Origin of the sequence: Afipia broomeae ATCC 49717, from assembly GCF_000314675.2 — a bacterium.
Taxonomy (GTDB): Bacteria; Pseudomonadota; Alphaproteobacteria; order Rhizobiales; family Xanthobacteraceae; genus Afipia; species Afipia broomeae.
The window spans coordinates 1,274,985-1,300,230 of sequence record NZ_KB375282.1; the positions used below are offsets into that span (position 1 = coordinate 1,274,985).

Below are 25,246 nucleotides of genomic sequence, written 5' to 3' on the forward strand. Positions count from 1 at the left end.
AACGGGAGGTTCAGATATGACCGAAGCGTCCCGTGAAGTCGGCGTGGTCTTGCGTCGCCGCGCGATCGACAATCCATGGATCGACCATATGTGGTCGCCTGTCTCCATTCTCGAGACTGTGCCCGCGACCGCGCCCTGGACGGTGTTGTCGCAGGAGGCCGATGCGACGCTATACTACGCTGGCGCTGCATTTATCGATCTGTTCAGCGCAGAGACGGCCAATTACCGAGACAATCTTGTCGATGGGTCGCCGCAGATATGGGTCGCGCTGCGGCGTCAGGACGGCGGACCGGAACTCGAATTGACCAAGGTCACCGCCGATCCGACTGAAGGTGAGGCGATGTTCGAAAGTGGCACCGACGTGATCGGCACCGTACCGATGCCACCGGATATCGCGGCGTGGATCGCGGCTTTCGTTGATGAGTTTCACGTCGAGCAGGTGTTCCACAAGCGTAAACGTGATCAGGCAAATGTTAATCGCAGGCGCGGCGGCGATCCATCCGGGGAGCGGAAAGGCGGCGCATGAGTAAGAACGAGAAGGATACCGAGAAGAGTTTCCTTTCACGCTGGTCGCAACGCAAACAGGATGCGAAGCAGCCAGAGACGGATGGCACGGCTGAAAGATCGGCCGAAGAGGGCGATGCTGCACCCACGCCAGTTGTTGAAGGCGATGCCGAGGAGTTTGATCTCTCAAGCTTGCCGAAGCTGGAAGAGATTACGGAAACCACCGATATAACCGGCTTCCTGCGCAAGGGTGTGCCCGAAAGTTTGCGAAACGCAGCCTTGCGAAAATCCTGGGCGCTGGATCCCGCGATCCGCAATTATGTCAATCCGGCGCTGGACTATGCGTATGACTGGAACACGCCGGGCGGTGTGCCGGGAAACAGCGAGATCGCGGCCGGCACTGATATTGCGAAAATGGTTTTGCAGATCATGGGCGGGGAATCATCCAGCGCTCAGCAATCGTCGGATAGCCTGCCTCATAGTGACGCACCCACCGCTGCGAGCGATGATTCGGGTATTGCGCTGCAAAATTCAGAAGCGGATCTATCACTCCAACAGGTGAGAGTGTCTGCCCCGTCCTCAACCACAACGCCTGTTGCCGCTGATTTCAAGCAAACTGAGCAGGACCGGATTGAGGTTGCGCAAGCTGTCGACGAAACCAGATCTAATGCGTCGCAACATCAGGTGCGGCGGCATGGTTCTGCAAAACCAAGGATTTAGACAAAAGTTTTTGAGGCATAGGACGAACCTATGGTACTAGTTGGAACTAGAATAATTCCAGACCAGATGCCTGATTTTAAGGCACGGAGGGGGGAACTCGGTTCGTACCATGCGGGACTCGGGACTAGAGCAGGCCATCAAGGCAGCAGGCGGCGTCGCCTCCCTGGCGAGGGCCATTGGAATTGCACAGCCTTCGGTTTCGGCTTGGTCGCGTATTCCGGCTGAGAGAGTCTTGGCCGTTGAGTCTCTGACACAGGTCCCCCGTTTCGTTCTCCGCCCCGACCTCTACGGATCAGCCGGGGAGCATATGCCAGCGAAATCAGACATCGACGAAATCGATCAACTTCGCGCCGCGGAGTACGGCTTGCTGTCGCTGCTGCTGGGCAAAGCGCCGACCGCAGACACATTGTCCAAGGTCGCGATGCTCAAAGGCGACGCGTCCGATCTCGGCATGGCGCATATCGAACTCGCCGCCGCGGCGGCGCAGTTCGACGAGCGCGTGGTCGCCAAGGAATTTTTCGATCTGTTCATCGGACTGGGGCGAGGGGAACTGCTGCCCTACGCCTCTTATTATCTGACGGGCTTCCTGCACGAGCGGCCGCTCGCGCGCGTCCGTGAAGATTTCGACGTCCTCGGAATTGAGCGCGCTGGACCGGCGCGCGAGCCGGAAGATCACATCGCAATTCTGCTCGAGGTCATGGCTGGTCTAGCGCGCGGCGACTTCGATACGGACTTCGCAGCGCAGGCGCGGTTCTTCGAGCGGCATCTGAAGCCCTGGGCCGCGCGGATGTTCGCCGATCTCGAGATTTCGCAATCGGTCAAGTTCTATCGCGCTGTCGGGCGCGTCGGCCGCATCTTCATGGAACTGGAATCACAGGCTTTCACACTGTCCGAGTGACGTGAGAGCTGAACTGGAAAATTGACTGGAAGGAGACCGCGATGAGCAAACCGTCCAAGAGCAAGGCATCTCCAGAGGCGCCGCAGGATGCGAAGGGTCTAGATCGTCGCCGCTTCTTCATGATGGGCGGATCCGTCGTCGCGGCGGCCGCGACTGCTGTGCCGCTGGCAACCGAGGCGGAGGCGGACGAGTCGCAGGCCGAGCGCGTCAAGGCTCGTTACAAGGCCGATTCGCCGGACGTCAAAAACTACTATCGCGTCAACCGTTATTGATGGAAGCACGCACATGCTGATCAAGAGAAAAGAAGGAATCGCCGGCCGTGCACGCTTGCAGGGCATTGCCGCGGGCCTCGCATCCGGTGTTCTCGATCGCCGAACCTTCCTGCGCCGCTCAGGACTCGTTGCGGGCGCCGGCGCAGCTATCGGATTGATGCCACTCGGATCGGTGCGCAAGGCGCAGGCCGGACCGAAAATCGTCGGTGCGCCGACGGAGGTCAAAAAGAACATCTGCACGCATTGTTCGGTCGGATGCACGGTCATCGCGGAAGTGCAGAACGGCGTTTGGGTCGGTCAGGAGCCGGGTTGGGATAGTCCGATCAATCGCGGATCGCACTGCGCAAAGGGCGCGTCGGTGCGCGAACTGGTGCACGGCGATCGCCGCCTGAAGTATCCGATGAAGCTGGTCAACGGCGAGTGGCAGAAGATCGAATGGGATCAGGCCATCAACGAGATCGGCGACAAGATGCTCGAGATCCGCGCCAAGTCCGGCGCCGACTCGGTCTACCTGCTTGGATCGGCGAAGTTCTCCAACGAAGGCGGCTATCTGTTCCGCAAGTTCGCGGCGTTCTGGGGCACCAATTCGATCGATCACCAGGCGCGGATCTGTCACTCGACCACGGTCGCGGGTGTTGCAAACACCTGGGGCTATGGCGCGATGACGAACTCCTACAACGACATCCGCAACTCGAAGACCATCGTCTTCATGGGATCGAATGCCGCCGAAGCGCATCCTGTTTCGCTTCAGCACATTCTGACGGGCAAGGAAATCAACCGCGCCAACGTCTTCGTGCTCGATCCGCGCTTCACGCGCACGGCTGCACATGCGACCGAGTACGTGCGCTTCCGCTCCGGCACCGACATCGCGGTGATCTGGGGCATGCTGCACCACATCTTCAACAACGGCTGGGAAGACAAGCAGTTCATTGCCCAGCGCGTTTACGGCATGGATCAGATCCGCGCCGAAGTCGCCAAATGGACGCCGGAAGAGGTCGAGCGCGTCAGCGGTATTCCCGGCGAGCAATTGAAGAAGGTCGCCGAGACATTCGCCAAACAGAAGCCGTCTACGTTCATCTGGTGCATGGGCGGCACGCAGCACACCGTAGGCACCGCCAACGTCCGCGCCTACTGCAATCTTTTGCTCGCGACCGGCAACGTCGGCTCTTACGGGACCGGCGCAAACATCTTCCGCGGCCACTGCAACGTGCAGGGCGCGACCGATATCGGCCTCGATATCACGTCTTTGCCGCTCTATTACGGTCTCGTCGAAGGCGCATGGAAGCATTGGGCCCGTGTCTGGGACGTCGATTACGATTACTTGCAGGCGCGTTTCGACGAAGTGCCGGCAAAGGCGGGCCGTCCGGCCCGCACACGCAAGCAGAACATGGAATTGCCGGGCATCCCGTGGACCCGATGGTTCGATGCGACGCTTGCCAAACCGGATGACGTCGATCAACGCGACACCGTGAAGGGCGTGGTCATCATGGGACATGGTGGCAACACCATCCCGCGCATGACCGAAATGGTAAAAGGCCTTGAAGCGCTCGAATTGCTCGTGGTCGCCGATCCGCACCCGACGACGTTCTCCGCGATCTCGGAACGCAAGAACGGCACATACCTGCTGCCGGCCTGTACGCAGTTCGAGACATCGGGCTCACGCACGGCTTCCAACCGCTCGCTGCAGTGGGGTGAGCAGATCGTCAAGCCGATCTTCGAGTCGAAGGATGACTACGAGATTATCTATCGGCTTTCGAAGAAGCTTGGCTTCGCCGATCTGATGTTCAAGAACATCAAGGTGGAGAACAACCGCCCGGTTCCGGAAGACATTCTGCGCGAAATCAATCGTGGCGGCTTCTCGACCGGTTATTCCGGCCAGTCGCCGGAACGGCTGAAAGCGCACATGAAGAACCAGGGCAAATTCGACCTGGTCACGCTGCGCGCCAAGAAAGACGAGCCCGAGGTCGGCGGCGACTATTACGGCCTGCCGTGGCCGTGCTGGGGCACGCCCCAGATCAAGCACCCGGGAACGCATACTCTCTACAACACGAACCTTCATGTGAAGGATGGTGGCGGCACATTCCGTGCGCGCTTCGGTGTGGTGTACGAGGAGAAGCAACCCGATGGTTCGGTGAAGAACGTCAATCTTCTGGCCGAAGGCTCCTATAGCTTGGGCTCGGAGTTGACCGATGGTTATCCCGAATTCACCTATGGCGTGCTGAAGAAGCTCGGCTGGGACAAGGATCTCACCGAGGCCGAACTCGCCACCATCAACAAGATCGGCGGCAACAATCCGGACGGTGTGGGCTGGGCGGTCGATCTGTCCGGCGGCATCATCCGCGTCACGCTGGAACATGGTGTGATGGCCTATGGCAACGGCAAGGCCCGCGCGGTGGCGTGGAATCTGCCGGACCCGGTGCCGGTTCACCGCGAACCGATCTACACGGCGCGGCCTGAACTGGTGGCGAAGTATCCGACGCGGCCTGACGGACGTCAGTTCCGCATGGCCAACCTCGGCTTCTCGATTCAGAAGGCGGCAGTGGACAAGGGACTTGCCAAGCAATTCCCGATCATCCTCACCTCCGGACGCCTCGTGGAATACGAAGGCGGCGGCGAAGAGACGCGGTCGAACCGCTGGCTCGCCGAATTGCAGCAGGACATGTTCGTCGAAGTGAACACGTCCGACGCGGCCGAGCGCGGCATCAAGGACGGCGGTTGGGTCTGGGTTACCGGACCGGAAAACGGGTCGAAGGCGCGCATGAAGGCGCTTGTCACAGATCGCGTCGGCAAGGGCGTGGCGTTCATGCCCTTCCACTTCTCCGGCTGGTTCCAGGGCGTCGATCAGCGCTCCAAATATCCGAAGGGTGCGGATCCGATCGTGCTTGGCGAGAGCGTGAACACGATCACATCCTACGGCTACGACCCGGTCACAGGTATGCACGAGGGCAAGGTGACCCTGTGCCAGATTCAAACGGCGTGAGAGGAGAATAAACGATGGCTCGCGTCAAATTTCTTTGTGATGCCGACCGCTGCATTGAGTGCAACGCCTGCGTGACCGCCTGCAAGAACGAGCATGAAGTCCCTTGGGGCATCAATCGCCGCCGCGTCGTCACCATCAATGACGGCAAACCCGGCGAGCGCTCGGTGTCCATGGCCTGCATGCATTGCACCGACGCACCTTGCGCCGCGGTCTGCCCGGTATCGTGCTTCTACACCACGGCAGACGGCGTGGTGCTCCACTCGAAGGATCTCTGCATCGGTTGCGGATATTGCTTCTATGCGTGCCCGTTCGGCGCGCCTCAGTATCCAAAGGTCGGAAACTTCGGCTCGCGCGGCAAGATGGACAAGTGCACCTACTGTGCGGGTGGTCCGGAAGCCGATAACTCGCCGGCCGAATACGCCAAGTACGGCGCCAACCGTCTTGCCCAGGGCAAGCTGCCGATCTGCGCCGAAATGTGCTCGACCAAATCGTTGCTGGCCGGCGATGGCGCCATCATTGCCGAAATCTACAAGGAGCGCGTGATGAAGCGCGGCTACGGTTCGGGCATGTGGGGCTGGAAGACAGCCTATAGCGACTCACCGACAGGCTAGGGCGCAGCGCCGAAGGCCCCAGCGGCCTTCGGACAACGTGTCCGAAGTTGTTCTTGATTGAAAACTGGAAGGTCGTGCCGATGTCGATCGCGCTCTCAACCCTTAAGGCCGTATGTGCCGCCGTCGCGGTGCTGTTTGTGCTGGCTCAGCCAGCCGCCGCGCAGCTATCGTTCAAGCCCACCGCCGACGCTGTGCATGAAGACCAGCTTCTCAAGGCGCTGAAGGAAGGCGACAAAATTACCGGGCGGATCACCATTCCTGATCCGATGGCAAGGAGTCTGATTCAACCCGCCGGAAAGGATTGGCGGGATTTCCAGCGCCACACGCTTCCCGTTATTGGCGGCGTTGCCATCCTCGGCATGCTCGCGCTGCTCACGATCTTTCTCATGGTGCGCGGCCGCATCCGGGTGGAGCATGGATTTTCCGGCATCAAGATTCTTCGCTTTGCGAGCTTCGAGCGGTTCACCCATTGGCTGACGGCGAGCTGCTTCATCATTCTGGCGCTGTCGGGCCTGAATATCAGCTTCGGCCGCATACTGATCCTTCCGATATTCGGAGCGGAAGCATTCTCCACGCTGACCGCGTGGGGCAAGATCGCGCATAACTATCTCGCATTCCCGTTCATGCTTGGCCTCGTGATCATGTTCCTGATCTGGGTCAAGGATAACATCCCGGGGAAGCTCGATCTCGTGTGGATCAGGAAGGGCGGGGGCATGCTCAAGAACGGCGAGCACCCGCCGGCAAAGCGCTTCAATGCCGGCCAGAAGGGCATCTTCTGGATGGTCATTATCGGCGGCTTGCTGATGTCGGTATCGGGCTGGTTTATGCTGTTTCCGTACATCCCCGCTAATGTGACTGCATTGCAGTTCTGGACGGTGATTCATGCGATCATCGCCGTGTTGTTTATCGCGGGCATTCTGGCGCACATTTACATCGGCACGGTCGGCATGGAAGGCGCGTTCGACGCTATGGGCACCGGCGAGGTGGACCTCAACTGGGCCAAGGAGCATCACTCGCTCTGGGTTGAGGAAGAACAGGCCAAGGGCCGCGCCCCTGACACCGGCAGCCCACGGGCCATGCCGGCCGAATAATTCCATCTATCGATAAGGCTCATACCTATATAAAGGACTGTCCGGCGTGGCCGGGCAGTCCTTTTGAGTTTCGGAGCAGTGTATGAAGGTGATTGGTCTTTCGGGATGGAGCGGCGCGGGCAAGACGACCCTGCTGACCCGCTTGATTCCGCACCTTATTGCTGAGGGCCTGCGTGTCTCGACAATGAAGCACGCCCATAGCAACTTCGACGTCGACATTCCCGGCAAGGATTCGTGGCAGCACCGGCAGGCAGGTGCAACCGAAGTGCTGATTTCCTCGGGCCGCCGCTGGGCATTGATGCATGAGCTGCGGGGCGCGCCCGAGCCGCCACTGGCTGAGTTGCTGTCCAAGATGTCACGCGTTGATTTGCTGATCGTCGAAGGCTTCAAGGCTGACCGGCATCCCAAGATCGAAGTGCATCGCGCCGCGAATGGCAAACCGCTGATGTTTCCCAAAGATCCGACTATCGTCGGCATCGCCGCCGATATCGCGGTAAATACGGCTCTGCCGTCCGCGCATCTCGATGACATTCCGGCTGTCTCGCGCATCATGCGGGCAGCCGCGGTGCGGATCGAGGATGTGCTCGCCCATGAGGCTGCGGGAGCCTGATCGCCGATGGCACAACTCTCGGACGACTGCTTCGCGTTCGGCGGCCCGATGATGTCGGTCGATGAGGCTGTCTCGACGATCGCGAGTCGCGTCGAGGCCGTGGCAGACACCGAATGGGTCGATCTTAGTGAGGCCGACGGCCGAATTCTCAGCTCCGACATTAAAGCGCCGTTGGCGCTGCCGCCGTTCACCAATTCCGCCGTCGATGGCTATGCCGTGCGCAGCGCCGATTTGCCGCGCGACAAGGAGCAATCGTTTCCGGTGTCCGGCCGCATCCAGGCTGGATCGTCAACCTCTGGCGCAATAGCAGCGGGACAGGCAATCCGCATTTTCACCGGCGCGCCGATGCCCGTGGGTGCGGATACCGTGTTCATGCAGGAAGATGCGCGTCTCGACCAGGCGGGCAAGGTTGTGCTGCCGCCGGGCCTCAAGGCTGGAGCGAACGTGCGGCCTGTGGGCGAGGATATCGCCGAAGGTCATGCCGCGTTGCCGGCAGGCCGCCGGCTGCGTCCCCAGGACATCGCGTTCATCGCAGCGTTTGGATTGACGCGCGTCGAGGTGAGGCGGCGGCTGCGGGTCGCTGTGTTTTCGACCGGCAACGAAGTGGTTTCGCCCGGTGCTCCGCGCGCCGCCGCGCAGTTGTTCGATTCCAACCGCTTCATGCTGACTGCCCTGTTGAAGCGGCTCGGCTGCGAAGTCAGCGATCTTGGCATTCTGCGTGACGACCGCGCGTCTCTTGCCGCGGCGCTGAAAGACGCTTCAATCCGTCACGACCTGATCCTTACCTCGGGCGGCGTGTCCACGGGGGAGGAGGATCACGTCAAGGCCGCCGTCGAGAGCGTCGGTACGCTGGTGCTGTGGCGGATGGCGATCAAGCCGGGGCGCCCGGTTGCGATGGGGGTCATAGGCGGCACGCCGTTTATTGGATTGCCGGGGAATCCTGTGGCGAGCTTTGTGACGTTTACTTACGTCGTTCGTCCGACAGTTCTGGCGCTTGCCGGAACAACACAGAAAAGTCCGGTGCCGATGCCCGTGCGCTCTGCCTTTACCTACGCCAAGAAAACCGGACGCCGCGAATATGTCCGGGTCAGCCTGCGCACGGCGGACGATGGCGTCCTAGAGGCGGTGAAATTTCCGCGTGAAGGAGCGGGGCTACTTTCGTCGCTGGTCGATACCGATGGGCTCGTTCAACTCGGCGAAGAGGTCACGTCAATAAAGCCCGGCCAGACTGTGGGTTTTCTGGATTACGGGAGTCTGATTTAGCTCGGCCCGATCAGATTATGGCCGGGATCGCCGACGCGCGCTCCGCTCGTCGTGAACGCGACGTAGCCAGGCTCCTGAAACTTGTTGAGGAGCATCGACACCGCAGCGGCGGAGATCCCTGCGAAAACCAATGCGACGATAAAGATTTTCATGACGTTCCCCAGCAAATCAATTGTTCTGGCTGCATTTTGTGCTCGGGAACCGGGCAAAGCAAGCTGCCTGTTGTCGCGCTTTCGTCGCACGTCAGGATCAAGCAAAACTGCAATAAACCCGCCAAAAATGATGCGCTGCAAGAAACGGCATTCGTGATCGTTGACGCTGGATTGAGTGTCCGCCATTGAGAAGCATGACCATGACCAAGCTCGATCTGACAGGGCTCAAATGCCCGCTGCCGGTGCTAAAGACGCGGAAGGCGCTAAGGGGCCTAACCGCAGGCGACCGGTTGGAGGTGCATTGTACTGATCCGCTCTCTGTCATCGACATTCCTAACCTGATCCGGGAAACCGGTGATCGCGTGGAGATCATCGAACGCGCCGAAAAGCGCATTGTGTTCATGATTGAAAAGACGGATGGGGCGGTCGCTTGAGCGAACTCACCCCGTGGCCGGTGGAAATCCGGCTTGCCAAGGACAAGCGATCGCTGAGCATTGCGTTCGACGACGGAAAAACCTTCAGCCTTTCTGCCGAATTGCTTCGCGTGACCAGCCCGTCCGCGGAGGTACAGGGGCACTCGGAGGCAGAGCGGAAAACTGTCGGCGGCAAGCGCAACGTTGCCATTCTCTCTGTCGATCCCGTCGGAAACTATGCAGTGCGAATCGGTTTTGACGACATGCACAGCACCGGGATCTACTCTTGGGCCTTTCTGCATGATCTTGGGGCCAACGCCGATCTGCGCCTCCAGAGTTATCTCGACGATCTGGCCGCCAAAGGTCTGGATCGGGATAAGCCCGGTATCCGCTGAGACACGGGCCGGATGAGCCTGTTGGCAGCACCGGTTTCGCTCGGCTCCCGACCACCGCTACCTGAACTCGATTTCATATTGCCAGGGATGCCGACGATCGGCGGCTATAGCCCGCGATACGATTCCTGAATGGAACTATCTGGTGCTCGAATAGAATAATTCTTGGCATACTGAATGCCAGAAGCTATCGTTCGTGCTCGAAACACCGGAAATGAGATATTCGAATGAGCCATAACGTCCTGAAAGTTCAGCCATTCGATCATCCTGGCGAGGGCAGGCGGCGGGCCAAGGCGACCCCGAAGGGCCGCCAGATCGACCCGACCGCGGCGCACGAAATCGAGCTTTTGCTGGGGGACCGGCCGAGGCGGCGCGATCTCCTGATCGAGCACCTCCATCTCATTCAGGACAAGTACCATCAGATTTCCGCAGCGCATCTTGCCGCTCTCGCGGATGAGATGAAGCTGGCTTTCTCGGAGGTGTTCGAGACCGCGACCTTCTACGCCCACTTCGACGTCGTCAAAGAAGGCCAGCCCGATCTTCCGCCGCTGACGATCCGGGTCTGCGATTCTCTTACTTGCGCGATGATGGGCGCGGAGACGCTGCTGGGCGAATTGAAGAAGGGTGCGGGTCCCGGCGTGCGCGTCGTGCGTGCGCCGTGCGTCGGCCGCTGCGACACCGCCCCGGCCGCCGAAGTGGGACATCACTTTGTCGACCATGCGAGCGTCGAGAGTGTGCTGGCTGCGGCGAAAGCCGGCGACACCCATGCGCATCTGCCGAAGTACGTCGATTACGACGCCTATGTCGCCAAGGGCGGCTACGCACTTCTGAACAAGCTGCGCTCCGGCGCGATGACGAAAGAAGATTTGCTGAAGGCGCTCGATGACGCCTCGCTGCGCGGGCTTGGCGGAGCGGGCTTTCCGACCGGGCGCAAATGGCGCGCGGTGTTGGGAGAACCGGGTCCGCGGCTGATGGCAATCAACGGCGACGAAGGCGAGCCGGGGACGTTCAAGGATCGCTACTACCTCGAAACCGACCCTCATCGCTTTATTGAAGGCATGCTGATCGGTGCGTATGTCGTCGAGGCGCCCGATGTCTACATCTACCTGCGCGACGAGTATCCGGCCTCACGCGAAATCATCGAGCGCGAAATTGAAAAACTGCCGCCGGGTGGTCCCAAGCTGCATCTGCGCCGGGGAGCCGGCGCGTATATCTGCGGCGAAGAATCCGCGCTGCTGGAGAGCATCGAAGGCAAGCGAGGATTGCCACGCCACAAGCCGCCGTATCCGTTCCAGGTTGGTCTGTTCGGTTTGCCGACCCTGATCAACAACATCGAGACGCTGTGGTGGGTGCGTGACATCGTTGAGAAGGGCGCGGACTGGTGGAAGTCGCAGGGCCGTAACGAACGTCAGGGCCTGCGCAGCTATTCCGTCTCGGGCCGGGTGAAAAATCCCGGCATGAAGCTTGCGCCTGCGGGCGTGACGGTGCGTGAACTGATCGATGAATTCTGTGGCGGTATGGCCGATGGCCATAACTTTCACGCCTATCTGCCGGGGGGAGCGTCGGGCGGCATTCTGCCGGCGTCGATGGATAACATCCCGCTCGATTTTGGAACGCTGGAAAAGTACGGCTGCTTCATCGGCTCGGCGGCTGTGGTCATCCTGTCGGACAAGGATCAGGTCAAGGACGCTGCGCTGAACCTGATGCGGTTCTTCGAGGACGAGAGTTGCGGCCAGTGCACGCCATGCCGCGTCGGCACGCAAAAGGCCGCGACGCTGATGGAACAGAAGGTGTGGAACCGTGACCTGCTCGATGAATTGAGTCAGGCGATGCGCGATGCATCGATTTGCGGCCTGGGGCAGGCGGCTTCGAATCCGCTGACCACCGTCATCAAATATTTTCCCGAGGAATTCGCGCCCAAGGAAGCCGCAGAATGACCAAGATTCAATTCGAGCTCGACGGGAAAATGGTCGAGGCCCAGCCGGGCGAGTCTATCTGGCAGGTGGCCAAGCGCGAAGGTACCGAGATTCCGCATCTTTGCTATTCGCCGGAGCCGGATTACCGCGCCGACGGCAACTGTCGCGCCTGCATGGTGGAGATCGAGGGCGAGCGCGTGCTGGCTGCCTCCTGCAAGCGCATGCCCAACGTCGGCATGAAGGTAAAGTCCGCGAGCGCGCGCGCCGTCTCCGCCCGCAAGATGGTGATGGAGCTTCTGGTCGCCGACCAGCCGGCGCGCGAGACATCGCACGATCCCGACTCCAAGTTCTGGAGCTGGGCCGACAAGGTCAACGTCACTGAAAGCCGCTTTCCGGCAAACGATCGTTGGTCGAGCGATACAAGCCATCCTGCGATGAGCGTCAATCTGGATGCGTGCATTCAGTGCGGACTTTGCGTTCGCGCCTGCCGCGAGGTTCAGGTCAACGACGTGATCGGCATGGCCTACCGCAACCATGACGCCAAGATCGTGTTCGACTTTGACGATCCGATGGGCGAATCCACCTGCGTCGCCTGCGGCGAATGCGTTCAGGCCTGTCCCACAGGCGCGCTGATGCCCTCGGCGTATCTCGACGCCAACCAGACACGGACAGTTTATCCGGACAAGCAAGTCGATTCCCTCTGTCCGTTCTGCGGCGTTGGCTGTCAGGTCACCTATGAGGTGAAGGACGAGAAGATTGTCTATGCCGAGGGCCGCGATGGTCCAGCCAACCACAACCGGCTTTGCGTCAAGGGCCGCTTCGGCTTCGACTACATTCATCATCCGCACCGCATCACCAAGCCGCTGGTGCGGCTGCCGAATGCCAAGAAGAGTTCGACCGATCAGGTCGATCCCGCCAATCCGTTTACGCATTTTCGCGAAGCGAGTTGGGAAGAGGCGCTCGATATCGCTGCACAGGGTCTGGTGAAGATCCGCGACGAGAAGGGCGTCAAGGCGCTTGCCGGCTTCGGGTCAGCCAAAGGCTCCAACGAGGAAGCCTATCTGTTCCAGAAGCTGGTGCGCACCGGATTCGGTTCGAACAACGTCGATCATTGCACGCGGCTGTGCCATGCCTCGTCAGTCGCAGCGCTGATGGAAGGCTTGAACTCGGGCGCGGTGTCGGCGCCGTTCGCGGCAGCGGCGGATGCCGAAGTCATCATCGTGATCGGCGCTAATCCGACGGTCAATCATCCGGTTGCTGCGACCTTCATCAAGAACGCAGCGAAGAAGGGCGCCAAGCTGATCGTGATGGATCCGCGCCGGCAAACGCTGTCACGCCACGCCACAATGCATCTGCAATTCAAGCCGGGCAGCGATGTCGCGATGCTTAATGCGATGCTGCACACGATCATCACCGAAGGTCTGACCGACGACCAGTACATCGCTGGCTACACCGAGGGATTCGACGACCTCAAGGAGAAGATCAAGGAATTCCCGCCGGAGAAGATGGAGCCGATCTGCGGCGTTCCCGCTGAAACGCTGCGCGAAGTCGCCCGCATGTACGCGACGGCGAAGTCGTCGATCATTTTCTGGGGCATGGGCATCAGCCAGCATGTCCATGGTACCGATAATGCGCGTTGCCTGATTGCTCTGGCATTGATCACGGGGCAGGTCGGCCGTCCCGGTACGGGCCTTCACCCACTGCGCGGACAGAACAATGTGCAGGGTGCCTCGGACGCGGGTTTGATTCCAATGTTCCTGCCGGACTATCAGCCGGTCGGGCGTACCGATCTGCGCGATCCGTTCGAACATCTGTGGCGGCACGAGATCGATCCAGTGCGCGGGTTGACCGTGGTTGAAATCATGGATGCGATCCATGCCGGTGACATTACCGGCATGTATATCGAGGGTGAAAATCCCGCGATGTCGGATCCGGATTTGCAGCACGCGCGTCAGGCGCTGGCCATGCTCGACCACTTGGTCGTGCAAGACCTGTTCGTGACTGAGACCGCGTTTCATGCCGACGTTATCTTGCCGGCCTCGGCGTTTGCCGAGAAGGTCGGCTCGTTCACCAATACGGACCGCCGCGTGCAGATCGCGCGGCAGGTGGTCAAGCCGCCCGGCGATGCGCGTCAGGATTTGTGGATCATTCAGGAGATCGCAAAGCGGATGGGGCTGGACTGGAATTACAGCGGTCCTGCCGATGTATTCCACGAGATGACGCAGTTGATGCCGTCGCTGAAGAACATCACCTGGGAGCGCCTGGAGCGCGAAGGCGCGGTGACCTATCCGGTCGACGATCCTTTCAAGCCCGGCAACGAGATCATCTTTACCACCGGTTTCCCGACCGAGAGTGGCCGCGGCAAGATCGTGCCGGCGCGCGTCACCGCACCGGACGAAATACCAGACGAAGAGTATCCGATGGTGCTCTCGACCGGCCGCGTGCTCGAACACTGGCACACCGGGTCGATGACACGCAGGTCCGGCGTGCTCGACAGCATCGAACCGGAAGCTGTCGCCTTCATGTCGCCAAAGGACATGCGGCGGCTGAACGTGTGGCCGGGAGATTTCATCAAGCTGGAAACGCGCCGCGGCGCCATTGAAGTCAAGGTTCGTTCCGACCGCGACGTGCCGGAGAATATGGTGTTCATGCCGTTCTGCTACGCCGAGGCAGCGGCGAATCTTCTGACCAATCCCGCGCTCGATCCGTTCGGTAAAATTCCGGAGTTCAAATTCTGCGCCGCGCGAGCGGAACGTGCAGAGGTGCGCACCGCCGCCGAGTGAAACTCCGACGGCACGCACGGGAAGCGACAGGTCTTCCCCGAGCGGGCGCCATCCCTGGCGCCGGCATTGGCTACGGTCTGAATGAGAACTGCGGAGGCCCGAGCTGATGTGCCAGGCCGGGCTGTACCAGTTCGATCCAGTCGCACAGCCGAGAGCGGGTTTCGCGCGGATGGATAAGGTCGTGAACCGAGAAAGCTTCGGCTTTGCGGAAGGGTGATTGCAACGCGGCGAACTGGTCTTCGAGTTCGAGCCGTTTCGCCGCGGGATCGGCCGCCGCCGCAATTTCGTGCCTAAACGCCAGAGCGACACCGCCTTCGACGGGCAACGCGCCGCTTTCGGCCGAAGGCCACGCCAGCACATGACAGCCCGACGGCATATGGGCGTAGTTGGCAAGGCCCATGCTTTTGCGCACCAGCACAGCCATCCAGGGAACGGTGGAGAGTGCGACCGAGATCAGCGCCGAAGCGCCGTGCCGGATGGTGGCGTCGCGCTCTGCATCGGGGCCGATCATGAAGCCAGGTTCATCGACAAAGGTGACGATCGGAAGGTGGAAGGTCTGGCACAGATCGACAAAGCGTCTCAGTTTCTGCGCGCCTGCCGCGGTGAGCGATCCGGCGTTGTGTTTTGGATCGCTCGCAAAGATGCCCACCGCATAGCCTGACAGGCGCGCGAACCCCGTAATCTGCCCCGGTCCGTATTTCTTTCCCATTTCAAAGAAAGAGCCGCGATCGACGATCGCTTCCACCACATGCCGCATGTTGTAGATGCGCTTGCGGTTGGCCGGGATGATATCGGCCAGTTCAGGAGCTTCGCGCGTGACCGGATCATCATTGGCTCCGCGTGGCGTTAACTCCCATACGTTCTGCGGCATATAGGACAGAAACTTTTTGATGGCATCGAAGGCTGCGTTTTCGTCTTCCACCACGTCATCGACGAGACCGCTCTTTTCGTGGACCTGCGCACCGCCGAGTTCTTCCTTGGTCAGCTTGACGCCGAGGGCGCGCTCAACCAGCGCCGGGCCGCCGGTCAGAATTTGCGAGGTCGTTTTCGTCATCACGGTGTAATGCGACGCCGCAAGGCGTCCGGCTGGAAATCCGGCGACTGCCCCAACAGCAGCGCTGGCGACCGGCACTGTTCCCAGGCATCGCGCGATGGATTCGAAACGGCTGCGTTCGTAGACAGCGCCGGGGAGGGTTTGAACTTTCTTGCCCCCGCTGCCGGTGATGCTCGCACCCGAGCCTTCGTGAAAACGCACCAGCGGAATCCGGTACTGCAGCGCGAGGTCTTCGGTGTAGATGCTCTTGCGCAGGCCGGCGGCGTTGGGCGATCCCGCGCCCATGGTGAAATCCTCGCCAGCCACCACACAGTGACGTCCGGCAATCTTGCCGATGCCAAGCACGAAATTGGCTGGCGTGAAAGACAGCGTGCCGTCTTCCGCGCGTTCGCCTGATCCTGCTATCGGACCGACCTCTTTCAGGCTGTCCGTGTCGAGGACACGCTCGATCCGCTCGCGGATGGTGAGGCGGCCTTTGTCGTGCTGCTTCCGGACTGCGATCTCGCCGCCTTGCTGAAGCGCCAGCTTGCGCCGCTCGTCGATTTCATCGGTTTTGTCCTGCCACGCTGTCGAACGCATTGTGTTTCTCCCGGACGCGGTTGTGGCTCAGATCTCAAGAACCATGAGCGATTGGCCTTCATCGACCATGTCGTCGATCTGGACGAGAATGGTTTTGATCTTGCCCCTTGCAGGCGAGGCAACCGGAATTTCCATCTTCATGGATTCGATCAGCATAAGATCGTCACCCGCGCTCACCTCGGTGCCGATCTCGGGAAAGGAGATGACCCGCCCCGCCAGTTCCGCGGTTATTGTCTTGTCGGCCATGTACTGACATCCATCACGTGTTTTGTTGCGGCCCCGAAAACCCCGTGGGCTATGGTGTTTCAGGTTAGTTCCAGAAAGGAACCTGTCAAGCGGTCTGCCTGCGAAGCAGCCCTGCGCGGTGAAGAGCATCGGATATTTACGCGTTTGCGGCTGGTATAGCTTGCAACCGGTGCTATGAAATGACCGATCAAATCGGCATAGATAGCCGGTGACCGAGGCTGAAGCGTGATTGACAGCAGTATCCGATTTTCCGTGGCGCCGATGATGGATTGGGTAGAGAGTTCTTTGAAATCAAATAGTTAGATGGTGGTCGTGTGCAAATCCTGTGCACGAAGGTTCTACTATTCTTTCCTTTTCGTTCTCACGAAATTGCACGTGACAGTCGTCGAATGACGCCGATTACCGGTGTGGCGCTTTGCCGTTGATAGAAAGAGCGAACCAGTGATCGATGAAGGTCAGGAAGGAAAATTTGGACCGACCGGCATTGCGGTGATGGAGTCCGCGGTAACGTTTGGCGGCGCGCTTTATGGCGAGGCGACCGTCGTTGATTTCAACTCCGCTTTTTATCATATCGTTGCGCTGCTCGACGATGCGGCGGTGCTGTTCGAGCGTTCGTCTTTCAACACGTCAGCTTTTCTCGCAATTACCGCTATAGAAGAGACCGCGAAGGCCCACGTCGGGCTATTCCGCAAGGGTGGGGACGTGGCAAAACGCAAGGGCCGCGATCCACTGCGCGACCACAAGAAGAAGCACCAAATGGGCGTATTGCCGACGGTGTTCATGGGCGACCGACTGACGACCGTACTCGGCAAAGATGCTTGCGTTCGGCTGGAGAATGAGGCCCAGACCGACGGTTTCACGACGACACGGGAGGCGTCGCTCTATTGTGCACGTTTGAACGGCCGCTTTGTAACGCCCCGTGGGGCGGTAACAAGGGCGCGCGCCCGGGAGCTGTTGTTGCTCGCGATTGAGACGCTGGATGATAGCCTCGTCGGCTATTCAAGCCACACGATGGCGGAACGTGGCCGGATCGACATGCTCTTTGATCGGATCGCTAGCATGTCGGAGGATAGATAAAACGTGGCCTCGCCAAGTATAGCGGCAACACTGATCATGATCGAACTGCATGAGATTGGTGCTGGCGAAAATTGTCAGAATGCTCAGGTTCGTGCTCGCGTGTTGGAGAGTCCCAAGGCGCGCTACACGAAGCAGTTCGCCGTTAGGGAAAGTGGATCAGAAGTGGCGTTCCTCGCGCTCGATCTGATTCCGGAAACCGACTATCTCGTTCTGTATGAGATTTTTGTACCAAGTGAACTTCGGCGGCGGGGGATTGGCTCGCGATTGCTCGGGGAGGTGGAGAGCCTTGCCAAGAGCCTTGGATACGAAAGCGTCGCGCTGTTCCCATCGCCACTGAATTCTGAGTATCCGGAGAGCAAACTGATTGCGTGGTATAGGAGCCACGGCTACGTTCCGCGACCTGATTGTCCAACCGAGTTGGAGAAGCTTGTTGTGTGAGAGTGTCTAACCTATTGGTCGAAGACGACACGGCACAGGATTTCAAGAGATCAGCGGCCGCAGGCTGAATAGTGCGTCAGGCGCTAGGCGAGGCCCAGGCGGGAAGAGCCGTCAGATAGATTAGTTCCTCTCTGACCAGCGGGTCGAATACTTCGGGAACGAGAAGGCGCATGATCTCCCATTCCGGGTCATCGGATAGAGAAAGATTGCCTTCCATCTGAGCCTTTGCCCGCTCGATGTGTTGTCCGACCGTGCCAGCGAGCAAATCGCGCAGGACCGTGTGCTGTAGAAGCGTCTCAATGAGAAGCGCGTACCGTTGAAGCCCCGACGGAATATGAAGTAGCGTGTTCAGCATAGCCCGAACGTTGGGATGCCTCGTCGCATAATTCCTCTCATGACCGTTGGCCGTCGATAGAATAGAGAATACGGAAGCCACAAGACGAAGAACGGTGAAATCTTGATCTCGTTTGTCACTCTCCCAATGCGACAGAATGGGGAACGTCTGCCTCAAGCTATCAAGTGCCTCCATAACGTGCGGCATCTCTAGGACCCGCCAATCCCAGCCTTCGCGGAGCGGGTCGAGAACCTTGAACCACGGCTTTCGCACGTCATTGATTTGATCGCGAAGCGGCCCGATGATTCTGTCTTCAAGGTAGGGAAGGCCGCGGTCCGGGAATGTAAGCTTATCAACCCGCGTCAGGACTGGGGAGTCGAATGAGCCATCCTTGTTCTTAAGATAGCATTTCAAGACCACCGTTTTTTCCGTCTTTGACGCGTCGATTGCTTGCTTGTCGAGAATGAAAGCATTGCCGCGATGCCGGCGGATGACGTCGCGAAAGCTCTGCGGCACGTCCAAGCCCGCGGGATCTACGCCGTACAAGACCCACACGAGCGGGATACCTTCACGCTGATAGTGGATGCACCGCGCTGACACCTCGGTCTGGAACGTGTTCGACAGTTGAACTTCAACCGCGAAGGGCGAGAAATTGCTCCATTCAACATATACGTCCGGATATCGGCCAAACGAATTTTCGGTCGGGGGAAGATATGTTGCGACGCTGCTGTGTTGGTAGCGTGGGTCGCCGCGTGCAAGCTGGTCAATCTGTTCACAGAGAAGTCTGTGCGCTGCGGATTCTTGTCGTCCCTGGTACTGCGCGGCGCGCGCATCGTCCGGCTTCATCGTTGCCCCATGATGCCACGGACAACTGGGATCTCCGCCCTTGAAATGTGCGAAGTAAGGAAGCCGGTTGCCGCGAAGCGTGCGGCTTTGAATGAATACACGACTTTCACACATCAGACATCGTGCGAGCAAGCCAGCGTCTTTTTCTCGGGCATAATCAGTCAGGCGATCACGAAGAATGCCCCAGCCATCCTCCGGCATAGCCAGCAGCTCCGTGGCCGTGACGGGGCCGATCTGCCTGTCAAAGATTGCCGCTTCAATAATGCGGCGTGGTTTCTGAGATCGTTTGAGCAAATGCGCCAATTCTCCAGGCTCCTCTCCGACTTGGCTGATGCGCGTTCATTTGCCAATCCGCCATTTAGTAAGGGCAATCCACCCCCGGTCTTAGAACCCCCTCAATCATCACACGGCCCTTGGCGACCTCCTCACCTTTTGCGAGAAGATTGACAACGACAAGATCATCGACCTTCAAGGTTCGGATCAATCCAAGCTTTTCGATGCGTTCGAGACAATCTTGCACTTCCTGTCGCGAACAGGTGAGGCCGATCTTCTCAAACAGGAGATTTATGATGCATTCATTCGATACATTTCCAGGCTGTCGATCGAGAAGGCGCAATAACGCCAAAGCACGATGGTCGGACTTGTGTTGCTCCATCGTCTCAACCTCATTAGGTCCGTAACAGTGCATTTCTCGCATCGCCGCTTTCAGAGGGCCGCGTTCGGGAAACGCACCGCATGTGTGTGAATGAACGAAGCGCTAGGCCACGTTCTCTGGACTCTCTAGCTCACGCAGTTCGGGAAGAATTGCCTCAAGACGCGCTACCAATTCATTGGCGATCCCCGGGGAATTGATATGAACGCCGATATCCCCCCAAGGGAAATCAGGGTCGGTGGCTGCTGAAGCCCAGTTGAGGCTAGTGATGACGACGTCATCGCTATCCCAAGTCGCGAATTTTCCGTGGAGCGGGGGTTTGCGGGTCCTGCGCAGGATCAACCCGTTTCCGTCTGCTTCCTCTTCGAGCGCCCGGGTATGCCGATTTTTCAGCGGCCCACTCGGTTGAGTATAAAGGACGATTGCTTTAACGCCCTTCCGGCCGGCCGCGGCTTCACCTTGCATGATCGCGCCCGGACGCGCGGTCGAACCAAGCCTGTGGCTTCCCACTAAGAAACGACGGGAGGCCGCACTTGCGGTTCTGATCAGTTGATCGTGAGTTTCGCCGATGACGATGGCGACCTTGGCCGAGCCTTGCGAGCTCGGGTGCCTTCGAAGATCGCGGGTGGTGACGGCCATTTCGGTCGCCATATCATCTGCCAGGCCCCGACGCCCGACCAGCCGCTGGATCGAAAACGTAAGGTCGGCGACGACACATTGATCGCGAAGGATGACCGACAGCTCGACGGATTGAAACGGCGACGACAGCCAATTGCAAGAACCGACTGCTGCAATCCATCCATCTTCGGCTGTGTCGTACAAAACGACCTTCGCATGCGAGCCGGTCGACTTCATCCGCACTCGAAATCGGCCCTTCATGGTGGGGTCTTCTCGCACGAGCTTCGCGATATCTGATGCTGCAGTCGAGTTTTTCTTCTCTGTTTCGTCGTCCTTCTCAGCGCCCCAAAGTAGGTCGAACTGTACACCCCGTATGCAAGCCGCCCTGATCGGATCGGCGAGAAGTTGAAATCGCTTCGCATCCAAAAATGTCGAATGAATAATCATGCGCCGATGAGCTTGACCTAGCATGGCCTCAAGACTGTCTCGATGCGCCGTGCCGCCGATGATGATATCCTTTGCGTCGAAGTCGCACGCGTGGCCTACCGGTTCACTGTCGAGAACTTCACGGGGGCCGCTGTAAATAACTGGGACGAGCGTTGTGCCGGGCGGCAATACAGCGGCCGCAGTGACAAGCTTGCGCAGGGCAGGGCCGGCCGACTGAGGAAGCCCCTGAGCCTCGCCGTCGATCACGCGCAGGACCATGAACTCGTCATCGCGTAGCGTCGCCGTTCTGCCGTCGACCAGAGCTACCTGCTCGTCCCACCCACGCGCTGCGATCTCGGAGAGGCGGTTCAAGTTGGCTTGGTGAGACATCGATGGACCGCCGCCCTCGACGGAGACCGTCCGGACTTCAGTCCCTGTCTGCCGCTCTTGATCTAGCCGGAACGCCGATAATAAACGAGGTACTTGCCGCGTCGGAAAGAAGTCGCCCGTGGCCCATTCGATGACGAAGCTTACGCGTCTCGCCACCCGCTTCGGAAAGTAAGGGAGGGGATGTCCGCCGCTGACCGCTTTGAAACCGTAGTCGCTCGCACGAAATGCGACGCCGCCGTCTTTGGGGGTCACCTCAACGAGGCGAAAGCGCATTAGACGAGCAATCGATGCGACAATCAACTGGCGTGGAAGATCGGTTTCGAGCGAAAGGTCCGCAACCGTTTTCGATTGTCGTGTGATCGCCCACAAGACCACTTCTTCCACCACACTCCACGCGCGGCCACGGTCGATACCGACCTTGCATCCAACTCGAAATACAGGAACAGCGATCACCACCGTCATAAGCGATCCTTCAAGACTGAAGGCGCAATGACGCTCGCGAGCGGTAAATCGCCGCGCTTGCGAGTGGCGAGATTTTCGATCGCTTCGACGATGACGGTCAGAAAGGAGAGGTCATGGTCCTCTGCATCCGGATTGACCCCGCGAACCGCCTCGCGCAAGAAACCCAGGCTGCCAACGATAATCAATTGGCTCTTTGCGCGGCTCAGCGCCACATTCATCCGGCGGCGGTCTCGCAAAAACCCAAGCGCCCCCGCGCCGGTCCGCCCGCTATTTCGGACAAGAGATAAAATAACAACGTCGGCTTCGCTGCCTTGAAATGAATCAACGGTACCGACGAAGGCACTATTGCTTCGCACCGGCGAAAACCCGTCGAGATGGGAGAGGTCTCCCGTCCGCAGCGAGGCAAGCCCGTCGTGGAGCTTATCCACTTGCGCCTTATACGGTGACAGAATGGCAAGGCTGGGCTTTTTCGCGCCTGCTCGAGGCCGCAACCGTCTGAGGACATCCATGACGGCCGACACTTCCGCCGGATTGTGCCATCGCGGTCGCCCGCGCTCGGCGCCTGAGCCATGACTGGTCGAACTGACGTGCGGAAAGTCAACGACAACGACCGGCGATTTCGGCAACGCGCCGAGATGTTTGATGGGCGGTTCTTCTGTCTCAGCCGCAATTTTTCGGCCAGATTCCGTTTCCAGCCGCCCGCCGTAAAATGCCTTCGAGACGATTTCGGCAATGGCAGGGTCCATCCGGCGCTGTTCGGTCAACGTCGCGGCGAGCGTGGAATGATTTGGGTTGGCAGCCGCCCGCCGTTCATCCTCCTCGACGGCGGTTCGGAACGGCTCGAGCACGCGTAGCGCCATTCCGGCGATGTCGCGAAGTGCAATCGGATCAGATTTCAGAGGATCGAGTTCATCGAGTTCCCCTTCCCGCATCAGAGGCCCCACAAGCTGTTCGGCAAGCCCGAGGGCCTCGACCACAAGACTGTGGTCTCTGAGAATTTTCACAAGGCGTTCCGCATCGAATGGCGGAAGCTGGTAATGATCGCCGATCAAGAGGCGGCGACCCGACAGCATCAGCGGTCCGATCAATTCCGGACCGGTCGCTTTGGCAGCCTCCTCGACGATCACCCAATCGAACTGCTCGCGTGCTTCAACGAGGCGCTCAATATCCGGCGAATTTGCAGTCGATATCACGACATTCGCAGCATCGAGCACCAAGTGCGAGACAGCGCCGAGGCCGGAGCGTTCTTGGCGATCGACCGTGTCTTTGGCTTGCTCCAGACGGCTTGCCGCCTGCTTTAAGGCCGTGACGCGGGTTCGGATCGACAACGGCAGATCGCCCATAATCCGGCTGTCCGCGATGCATTCGAGATATTCTAATCCGGCCCGATGCACCTCCTCGTCAGTGGTCGTCCGTTTTTCGGGGGTGGTCGAACGAATAACGAGCACATCATCAAGTTTGGCCTTGGCGAGAGTTTCCTTGATCTTTTCCTGAAGATTGTCCAGTGCATCGTGACCCTGCGCGCTTACCAGCATCCGTGTTGCGCCGTCGGCGGCAAACCGGCGCCGAATGACTTCGGTCGCGAGTTTGGTCTTGCCAACGCCGGGTGGACCGACGACGAAGAACGATGGCAGCGTAGACCACGAGCCGATCAGCGCCTCTCGCTTCGGCTTGTCCAAATCGAGGAAATGTTCGTCCTTTTGTTCGGCCTCCGTCAGCGCTTCGCGGCTCGCGCGTCTTACGCGCCACGGATCAGCCAGCATTTCGGTAAGATCAATGCGGGTATCGAGTGCCTTGATGTTCCGCAACCGACGACCAATCACTTGTTCGGTGCCGGTGTCGCGCTCCGTCCGGAGGAAGAGGCGGCCTTCGTTCGGCAGCTCTTCGTCGATTTCAAACTGATAGCCACGTCGTCCCCGATGATCGACGACGTCGGCGAAGCTCGCGGTGACATCTCCGCTTCTCGAGGCGCCCAGGCTTGCCGCCTGACTAAACTGCCATTTTGCGTCGGCATCGCGATGCTCGTCTTCAAATAGTCGTTTCAGCGCCGCGGCGCTTTCAGAAAGGCCGATCCGTTTAGCGATCTTGTCGCGGTCGCTGTCGGGCTCCGCTCGCACAATCGCAAATCTGCGGCCCTCACGCCGTCCGGTCTCCATGACTTCGACAGGATAGACATCCAGCGCCTTGGTGACCGCTTCAATAATCTGGACCAAAAGCAGCGCTCGCCGGATCGCGACGCTCTCGCTGTCCGGTCCAGCTTCGCGAACCGGCGTCGAAAACGAGCCCCAATCCAGAATATCCGGTCCGAGTCGCCCCCGCAGCTCTTGCGCTGCCCGCGACGTCGTGGCCAGGGTGATGGGCTGAACAATGGTATGCTCGTCATGGTCTCCAAGACTGAACACGTCATGTCGAACATCAACGGCCTGACAAACCGCGATATCCCAGACAGGCGCACCTTCGTCGCGGAAAGCGCGCAGGCGATAAACCATAGTGTCGGTTACGAGCCGCAACCAGCTGATCGCCGGATCGAACCCGCGAGGGACGAGGAGGGTGACGCCGTGATCGAGGTCGGCGCGGACCCAATCGAGTTGCCGGCGATATTCATCAACGGGGATCGCACCTGATGTCAGGGTATAGATCGCATCGCCCAGTTTTGACTGAGTGTCGAAAAACAAAATAAATGTGCCGGCCCGCACCGACGATGCCCGCGATACGCTCGCAATCAGGTCATGAATCGAGCGGGCAATTGAATCTGCGTCGAGATGATCCATTCGGGCGGGTGTGACCAGGCGGCGCAACAAGGCACGTTCTGGCACATCAAGCACGATCAGTGATCCTGCCTTCGGGTATACTTCGCCGGTTTTCTGAATGATCGTCTCAAGGCAATCCGCGATCATCAGCCCGACCGCGCGCCAGTCGTCGGCGAAAGAATAGCTCTCGGCCCGTTTGACCGCCGCAGCCGGCCCGAGCTTCGCCTGCGATTTCTCAGCCATGTCAGAACTGAGCCAGAGACTCCATTCAAATCCGCCGAGCTGAAAATCCGGATCGTCGGTTCCTTCGGTCATCACGACATCAGCGCTGATTCGACCGTGAACGAGACTCTGCTTGTGAATGATGCCGAGTGCGACGACCAGCCGCGCGATGTTGCGCCAGAACAAAACTCTAGAGCGCGGAGCATTGAGATTTCGCAGCCAATGCTGGCGTGAGACCCGCTTGCGTTTTTCGCTCAGCGGTTGGCCGACCCGCTCCAGAACAACACCGAAATCTTTATCGTCCTCGACGAATTCCAGAACATCGACGATGACATCGCGTGCGCCAGCATAGGACATGACACGCTGAACTTGACGCATTTCGTGAAGCCAAAGCTGCCGAAGATCCTCATCGACGGGTGTTCCTGTTTTTCGCCACAGCTTCAGGCAACGCTCAACGCCAGAGAGCCGATCTTCTACCTCGAACATGGCAGACCGGAGCGCCTCACGATCGCCAGGGGCAACCGCATCGCCGACGAATTCGAAACGA

The 25,246-nt window shown here is 59.4% G+C and carries 22 protein-coding genes; 15 read left to right on the forward strand and 7 right to left on the reverse strand.

What is annotated here, in order from left to right:
- Positions 1 to 16 precede the first annotated feature (16 nt).
- The 9 genes from HMPREF9695_RS05845 (at position 17) to HMPREF9695_RS05885 (ending at position 8,949) form a co-directional block, all read left to right on the forward strand.
- Complete coding sequence (locus HMPREF9695_RS05845) at positions 17 to 526, forward strand: DUF3305 domain-containing protein (protein WP_006019894.1); 510 nt, start codon at positions 17 to 19, stop codon at positions 524 to 526.
- Positions 523 to 1,224 carry a DUF3306 domain-containing protein gene (locus HMPREF9695_RS05850; RefSeq protein ID WP_006019895.1) on the forward strand — a complete coding sequence of 234 codons (702 nt, stop codon included), beginning with the start codon at positions 523 to 525 and terminating at the stop codon, positions 1,222 to 1,224. Before HMPREF9695_RS05845 ends, HMPREF9695_RS05850 begins: the two co-directional genes overlap by 4 nt.
- Before the next feature lie 109 nt (positions 1,225 to 1,333).
- A complete protein-coding gene (locus HMPREF9695_RS05855) occupies positions 1,334 to 2,122 on the forward strand; it encodes a Cro/CI family transcriptional regulator (protein WP_006019896.1) in 789 nt (262 codons plus the stop codon).
- Positions 2,123 to 2,163: 41 nt separating this feature from the next.
- On the forward strand, positions 2,164 to 2,394 hold the full coding sequence (locus tag HMPREF9695_RS05860; RefSeq protein ID WP_006019897.1) for a hypothetical protein: 231 nt from the start codon (positions 2,164 to 2,166) through the stop codon (positions 2,392 to 2,394).
- A 13-nt stretch (positions 2,395 to 2,407) separates the two neighbouring features.
- Positions 2,408 to 5,374, forward strand: coding sequence for a formate dehydrogenase subunit alpha (locus HMPREF9695_RS05865; protein ID WP_006019898.1), 2,967 nt, complete (start codon positions 2,408 to 2,410; stop codon positions 5,372 to 5,374).
- A 14-nt stretch (positions 5,375 to 5,388) separates the two neighbouring features.
- Complete coding sequence (gene fdh3B / locus HMPREF9695_RS05870; RefSeq protein WP_006019899.1) at positions 5,389 to 5,985, forward strand: formate dehydrogenase FDH3 subunit beta; 597 nt, start codon at positions 5,389 to 5,391, stop codon at positions 5,983 to 5,985.
- A gap of 80 nt (positions 5,986 to 6,065) precedes the next feature.
- Positions 6,066 to 7,076 (forward strand): formate dehydrogenase subunit gamma, encoded by a 1,011-nt coding sequence (locus HMPREF9695_RS05875; RefSeq protein WP_006019900.1) that lies wholly within the window; start codon positions 6,066 to 6,068, stop codon positions 7,074 to 7,076.
- A gap of 82 nt (positions 7,077 to 7,158) precedes the next feature.
- Positions 7,159 to 7,686, forward strand: a complete 528-nt coding sequence (mobB, locus tag HMPREF9695_RS05880; RefSeq protein ID WP_006019901.1) for a molybdopterin-guanine dinucleotide biosynthesis protein B — start codon at positions 7,159 to 7,161, stop codon at positions 7,684 to 7,686.
- A gap of 6 nt (positions 7,687 to 7,692) precedes the next feature.
- Positions 7,693 to 8,949 (forward strand): molybdopterin molybdotransferase MoeA, encoded by a 1,257-nt coding sequence (locus HMPREF9695_RS05885; RefSeq protein WP_006019902.1) that lies wholly within the window; start codon positions 7,693 to 7,695, stop codon positions 8,947 to 8,949.
- Here HMPREF9695_RS05885 and HMPREF9695_RS26275 read toward each other — a convergent pair.
- A complete protein-coding gene (locus tag HMPREF9695_RS26275; RefSeq protein ID WP_157223907.1) occupies positions 8,946 to 9,287 on the reverse strand; it encodes a hypothetical protein in 342 nt (113 codons plus the stop codon). The genes HMPREF9695_RS05885 and HMPREF9695_RS26275 overlap by 4 nt on opposite strands.
- Before the next feature lie 8 nt (positions 9,288 to 9,295).
- Between HMPREF9695_RS26275 and HMPREF9695_RS05890 the strand changes: the two genes are divergently transcribed.
- The 4 genes from HMPREF9695_RS05890 (at position 9,296) to fdhF (ending at position 14,605) form a co-directional block, all read left to right on the forward strand.
- The gene (locus tag HMPREF9695_RS05890; protein ID WP_024920986.1) at positions 9,296 to 9,535 is read left to right on the forward strand and encodes a sulfurtransferase TusA family protein; all 240 of its coding nucleotides are present in this window, start codon (positions 9,296 to 9,298) and stop codon (positions 9,533 to 9,535) included.
- Positions 9,532 to 9,909 carry a gamma-butyrobetaine hydroxylase family protein gene (locus HMPREF9695_RS05895; RefSeq protein ID WP_006019905.1) on the forward strand — a complete coding sequence of 126 codons (378 nt, stop codon included), beginning with the start codon at positions 9,532 to 9,534 and terminating at the stop codon, positions 9,907 to 9,909. The genes HMPREF9695_RS05890 and HMPREF9695_RS05895 overlap by 4 nt, the downstream gene beginning before the upstream one ends.
- A gap of 224 nt (positions 9,910 to 10,133) precedes the next feature.
- Positions 10,134 to 11,843: an NADH-ubiquinone oxidoreductase-F iron-sulfur binding region domain-containing protein gene (locus tag HMPREF9695_RS05900; protein WP_006019906.1), complete on the forward strand. Its 1,710-nt coding sequence runs from the start codon at positions 10,134 to 10,136 to the stop codon at positions 11,841 to 11,843.
- On the forward strand, positions 11,840 to 14,605 hold the full coding sequence (gene fdhF, locus HMPREF9695_RS05905) for a formate dehydrogenase subunit alpha (protein ID WP_006019907.1): 2,766 nt from the start codon (positions 11,840 to 11,842) through the stop codon (positions 14,603 to 14,605). Before HMPREF9695_RS05900 ends, fdhF begins: the two co-directional genes overlap by 4 nt.
- A 70-nt stretch (positions 14,606 to 14,675) precedes the next feature.
- On the opposite strand, the gene HMPREF9695_RS05910 is transcribed toward fdhF, so the two are convergent.
- Together HMPREF9695_RS05910 and HMPREF9695_RS05915 are read right to left on the reverse strand one after the other, a co-directional pair.
- Positions 14,676 to 16,238 carry an acyl-CoA carboxylase subunit beta gene (locus tag HMPREF9695_RS05910; RefSeq protein WP_006019908.1) on the reverse strand — a complete coding sequence of 521 codons (1,563 nt, stop codon included), beginning with the start codon at positions 16,236 to 16,238 and terminating at the stop codon, positions 14,676 to 14,678.
- A 27-nt stretch (positions 16,239 to 16,265) separates the two neighbouring features.
- On the reverse strand, positions 16,266 to 16,484 hold the full coding sequence (locus HMPREF9695_RS05915) for an acyl-CoA carboxylase biotin carboxyl carrier protein subunit (RefSeq protein ID WP_006019909.1): 219 nt from the start codon (positions 16,482 to 16,484) through the stop codon (positions 16,266 to 16,268).
- A gap of 441 nt (positions 16,485 to 16,925) precedes the next feature.
- Here HMPREF9695_RS05915 and HMPREF9695_RS05920 point away from each other — a divergent pair, with 441 nt between their 5' ends.
- Together HMPREF9695_RS05920 and HMPREF9695_RS05925 are read left to right on the forward strand one after the other, a co-directional pair.
- Entirely contained in the window at positions 16,926 to 17,561 is a 636-nt protein-coding gene (locus HMPREF9695_RS05920) for an AbiV family abortive infection protein (RefSeq protein ID WP_006019910.1), read from the forward strand.
- A gap of 36 nt (positions 17,562 to 17,597) precedes the next feature.
- Positions 17,598 to 17,999, forward strand: coding sequence for a GNAT family N-acetyltransferase (locus tag HMPREF9695_RS05925; protein WP_006019911.1), 402 nt, complete (start codon positions 17,598 to 17,600; stop codon positions 17,997 to 17,999).
- A 76-nt stretch (positions 18,000 to 18,075) separates the two neighbouring features.
- Here the strand turns inward: HMPREF9695_RS05925 and HMPREF9695_RS05930 are convergent, their stop codons facing one another.
- The 4 genes from HMPREF9695_RS05930 to HMPREF9695_RS05945 form a co-directional block, all read right to left on the reverse strand.
- Entirely contained in the window at positions 18,076 to 19,482 is a 1,407-nt protein-coding gene (locus tag HMPREF9695_RS05930; protein WP_006019912.1) for a competence protein CoiA family protein, read from the reverse strand.
- A gap of 55 nt (positions 19,483 to 19,537) precedes the next feature.
- Entirely contained in the window at positions 19,538 to 19,834 is a 297-nt protein-coding gene (locus tag HMPREF9695_RS05935) for a VpaChn25_0724 family phage protein (protein WP_006019913.1), read from the reverse strand.
- 102 nt (positions 19,835 to 19,936) lie between these two features.
- Positions 19,937 to 21,727, reverse strand: a complete 1,791-nt coding sequence (locus tag HMPREF9695_RS05940; protein WP_006019914.1) for a phospholipase D-like domain-containing protein — start codon at positions 21,725 to 21,727, stop codon at positions 19,937 to 19,939.
- On the reverse strand, positions 21,724 to 25,185 hold the full coding sequence (locus HMPREF9695_RS05945) for an AAA domain-containing protein (protein WP_245258718.1): 3,462 nt from the start codon (positions 25,183 to 25,185) through the stop codon (positions 21,724 to 21,726). Before HMPREF9695_RS05945 ends, HMPREF9695_RS05940 begins: the two co-directional genes overlap by 4 nt.
- Positions 25,186 to 25,246: the final 61 nt, after the last annotated feature.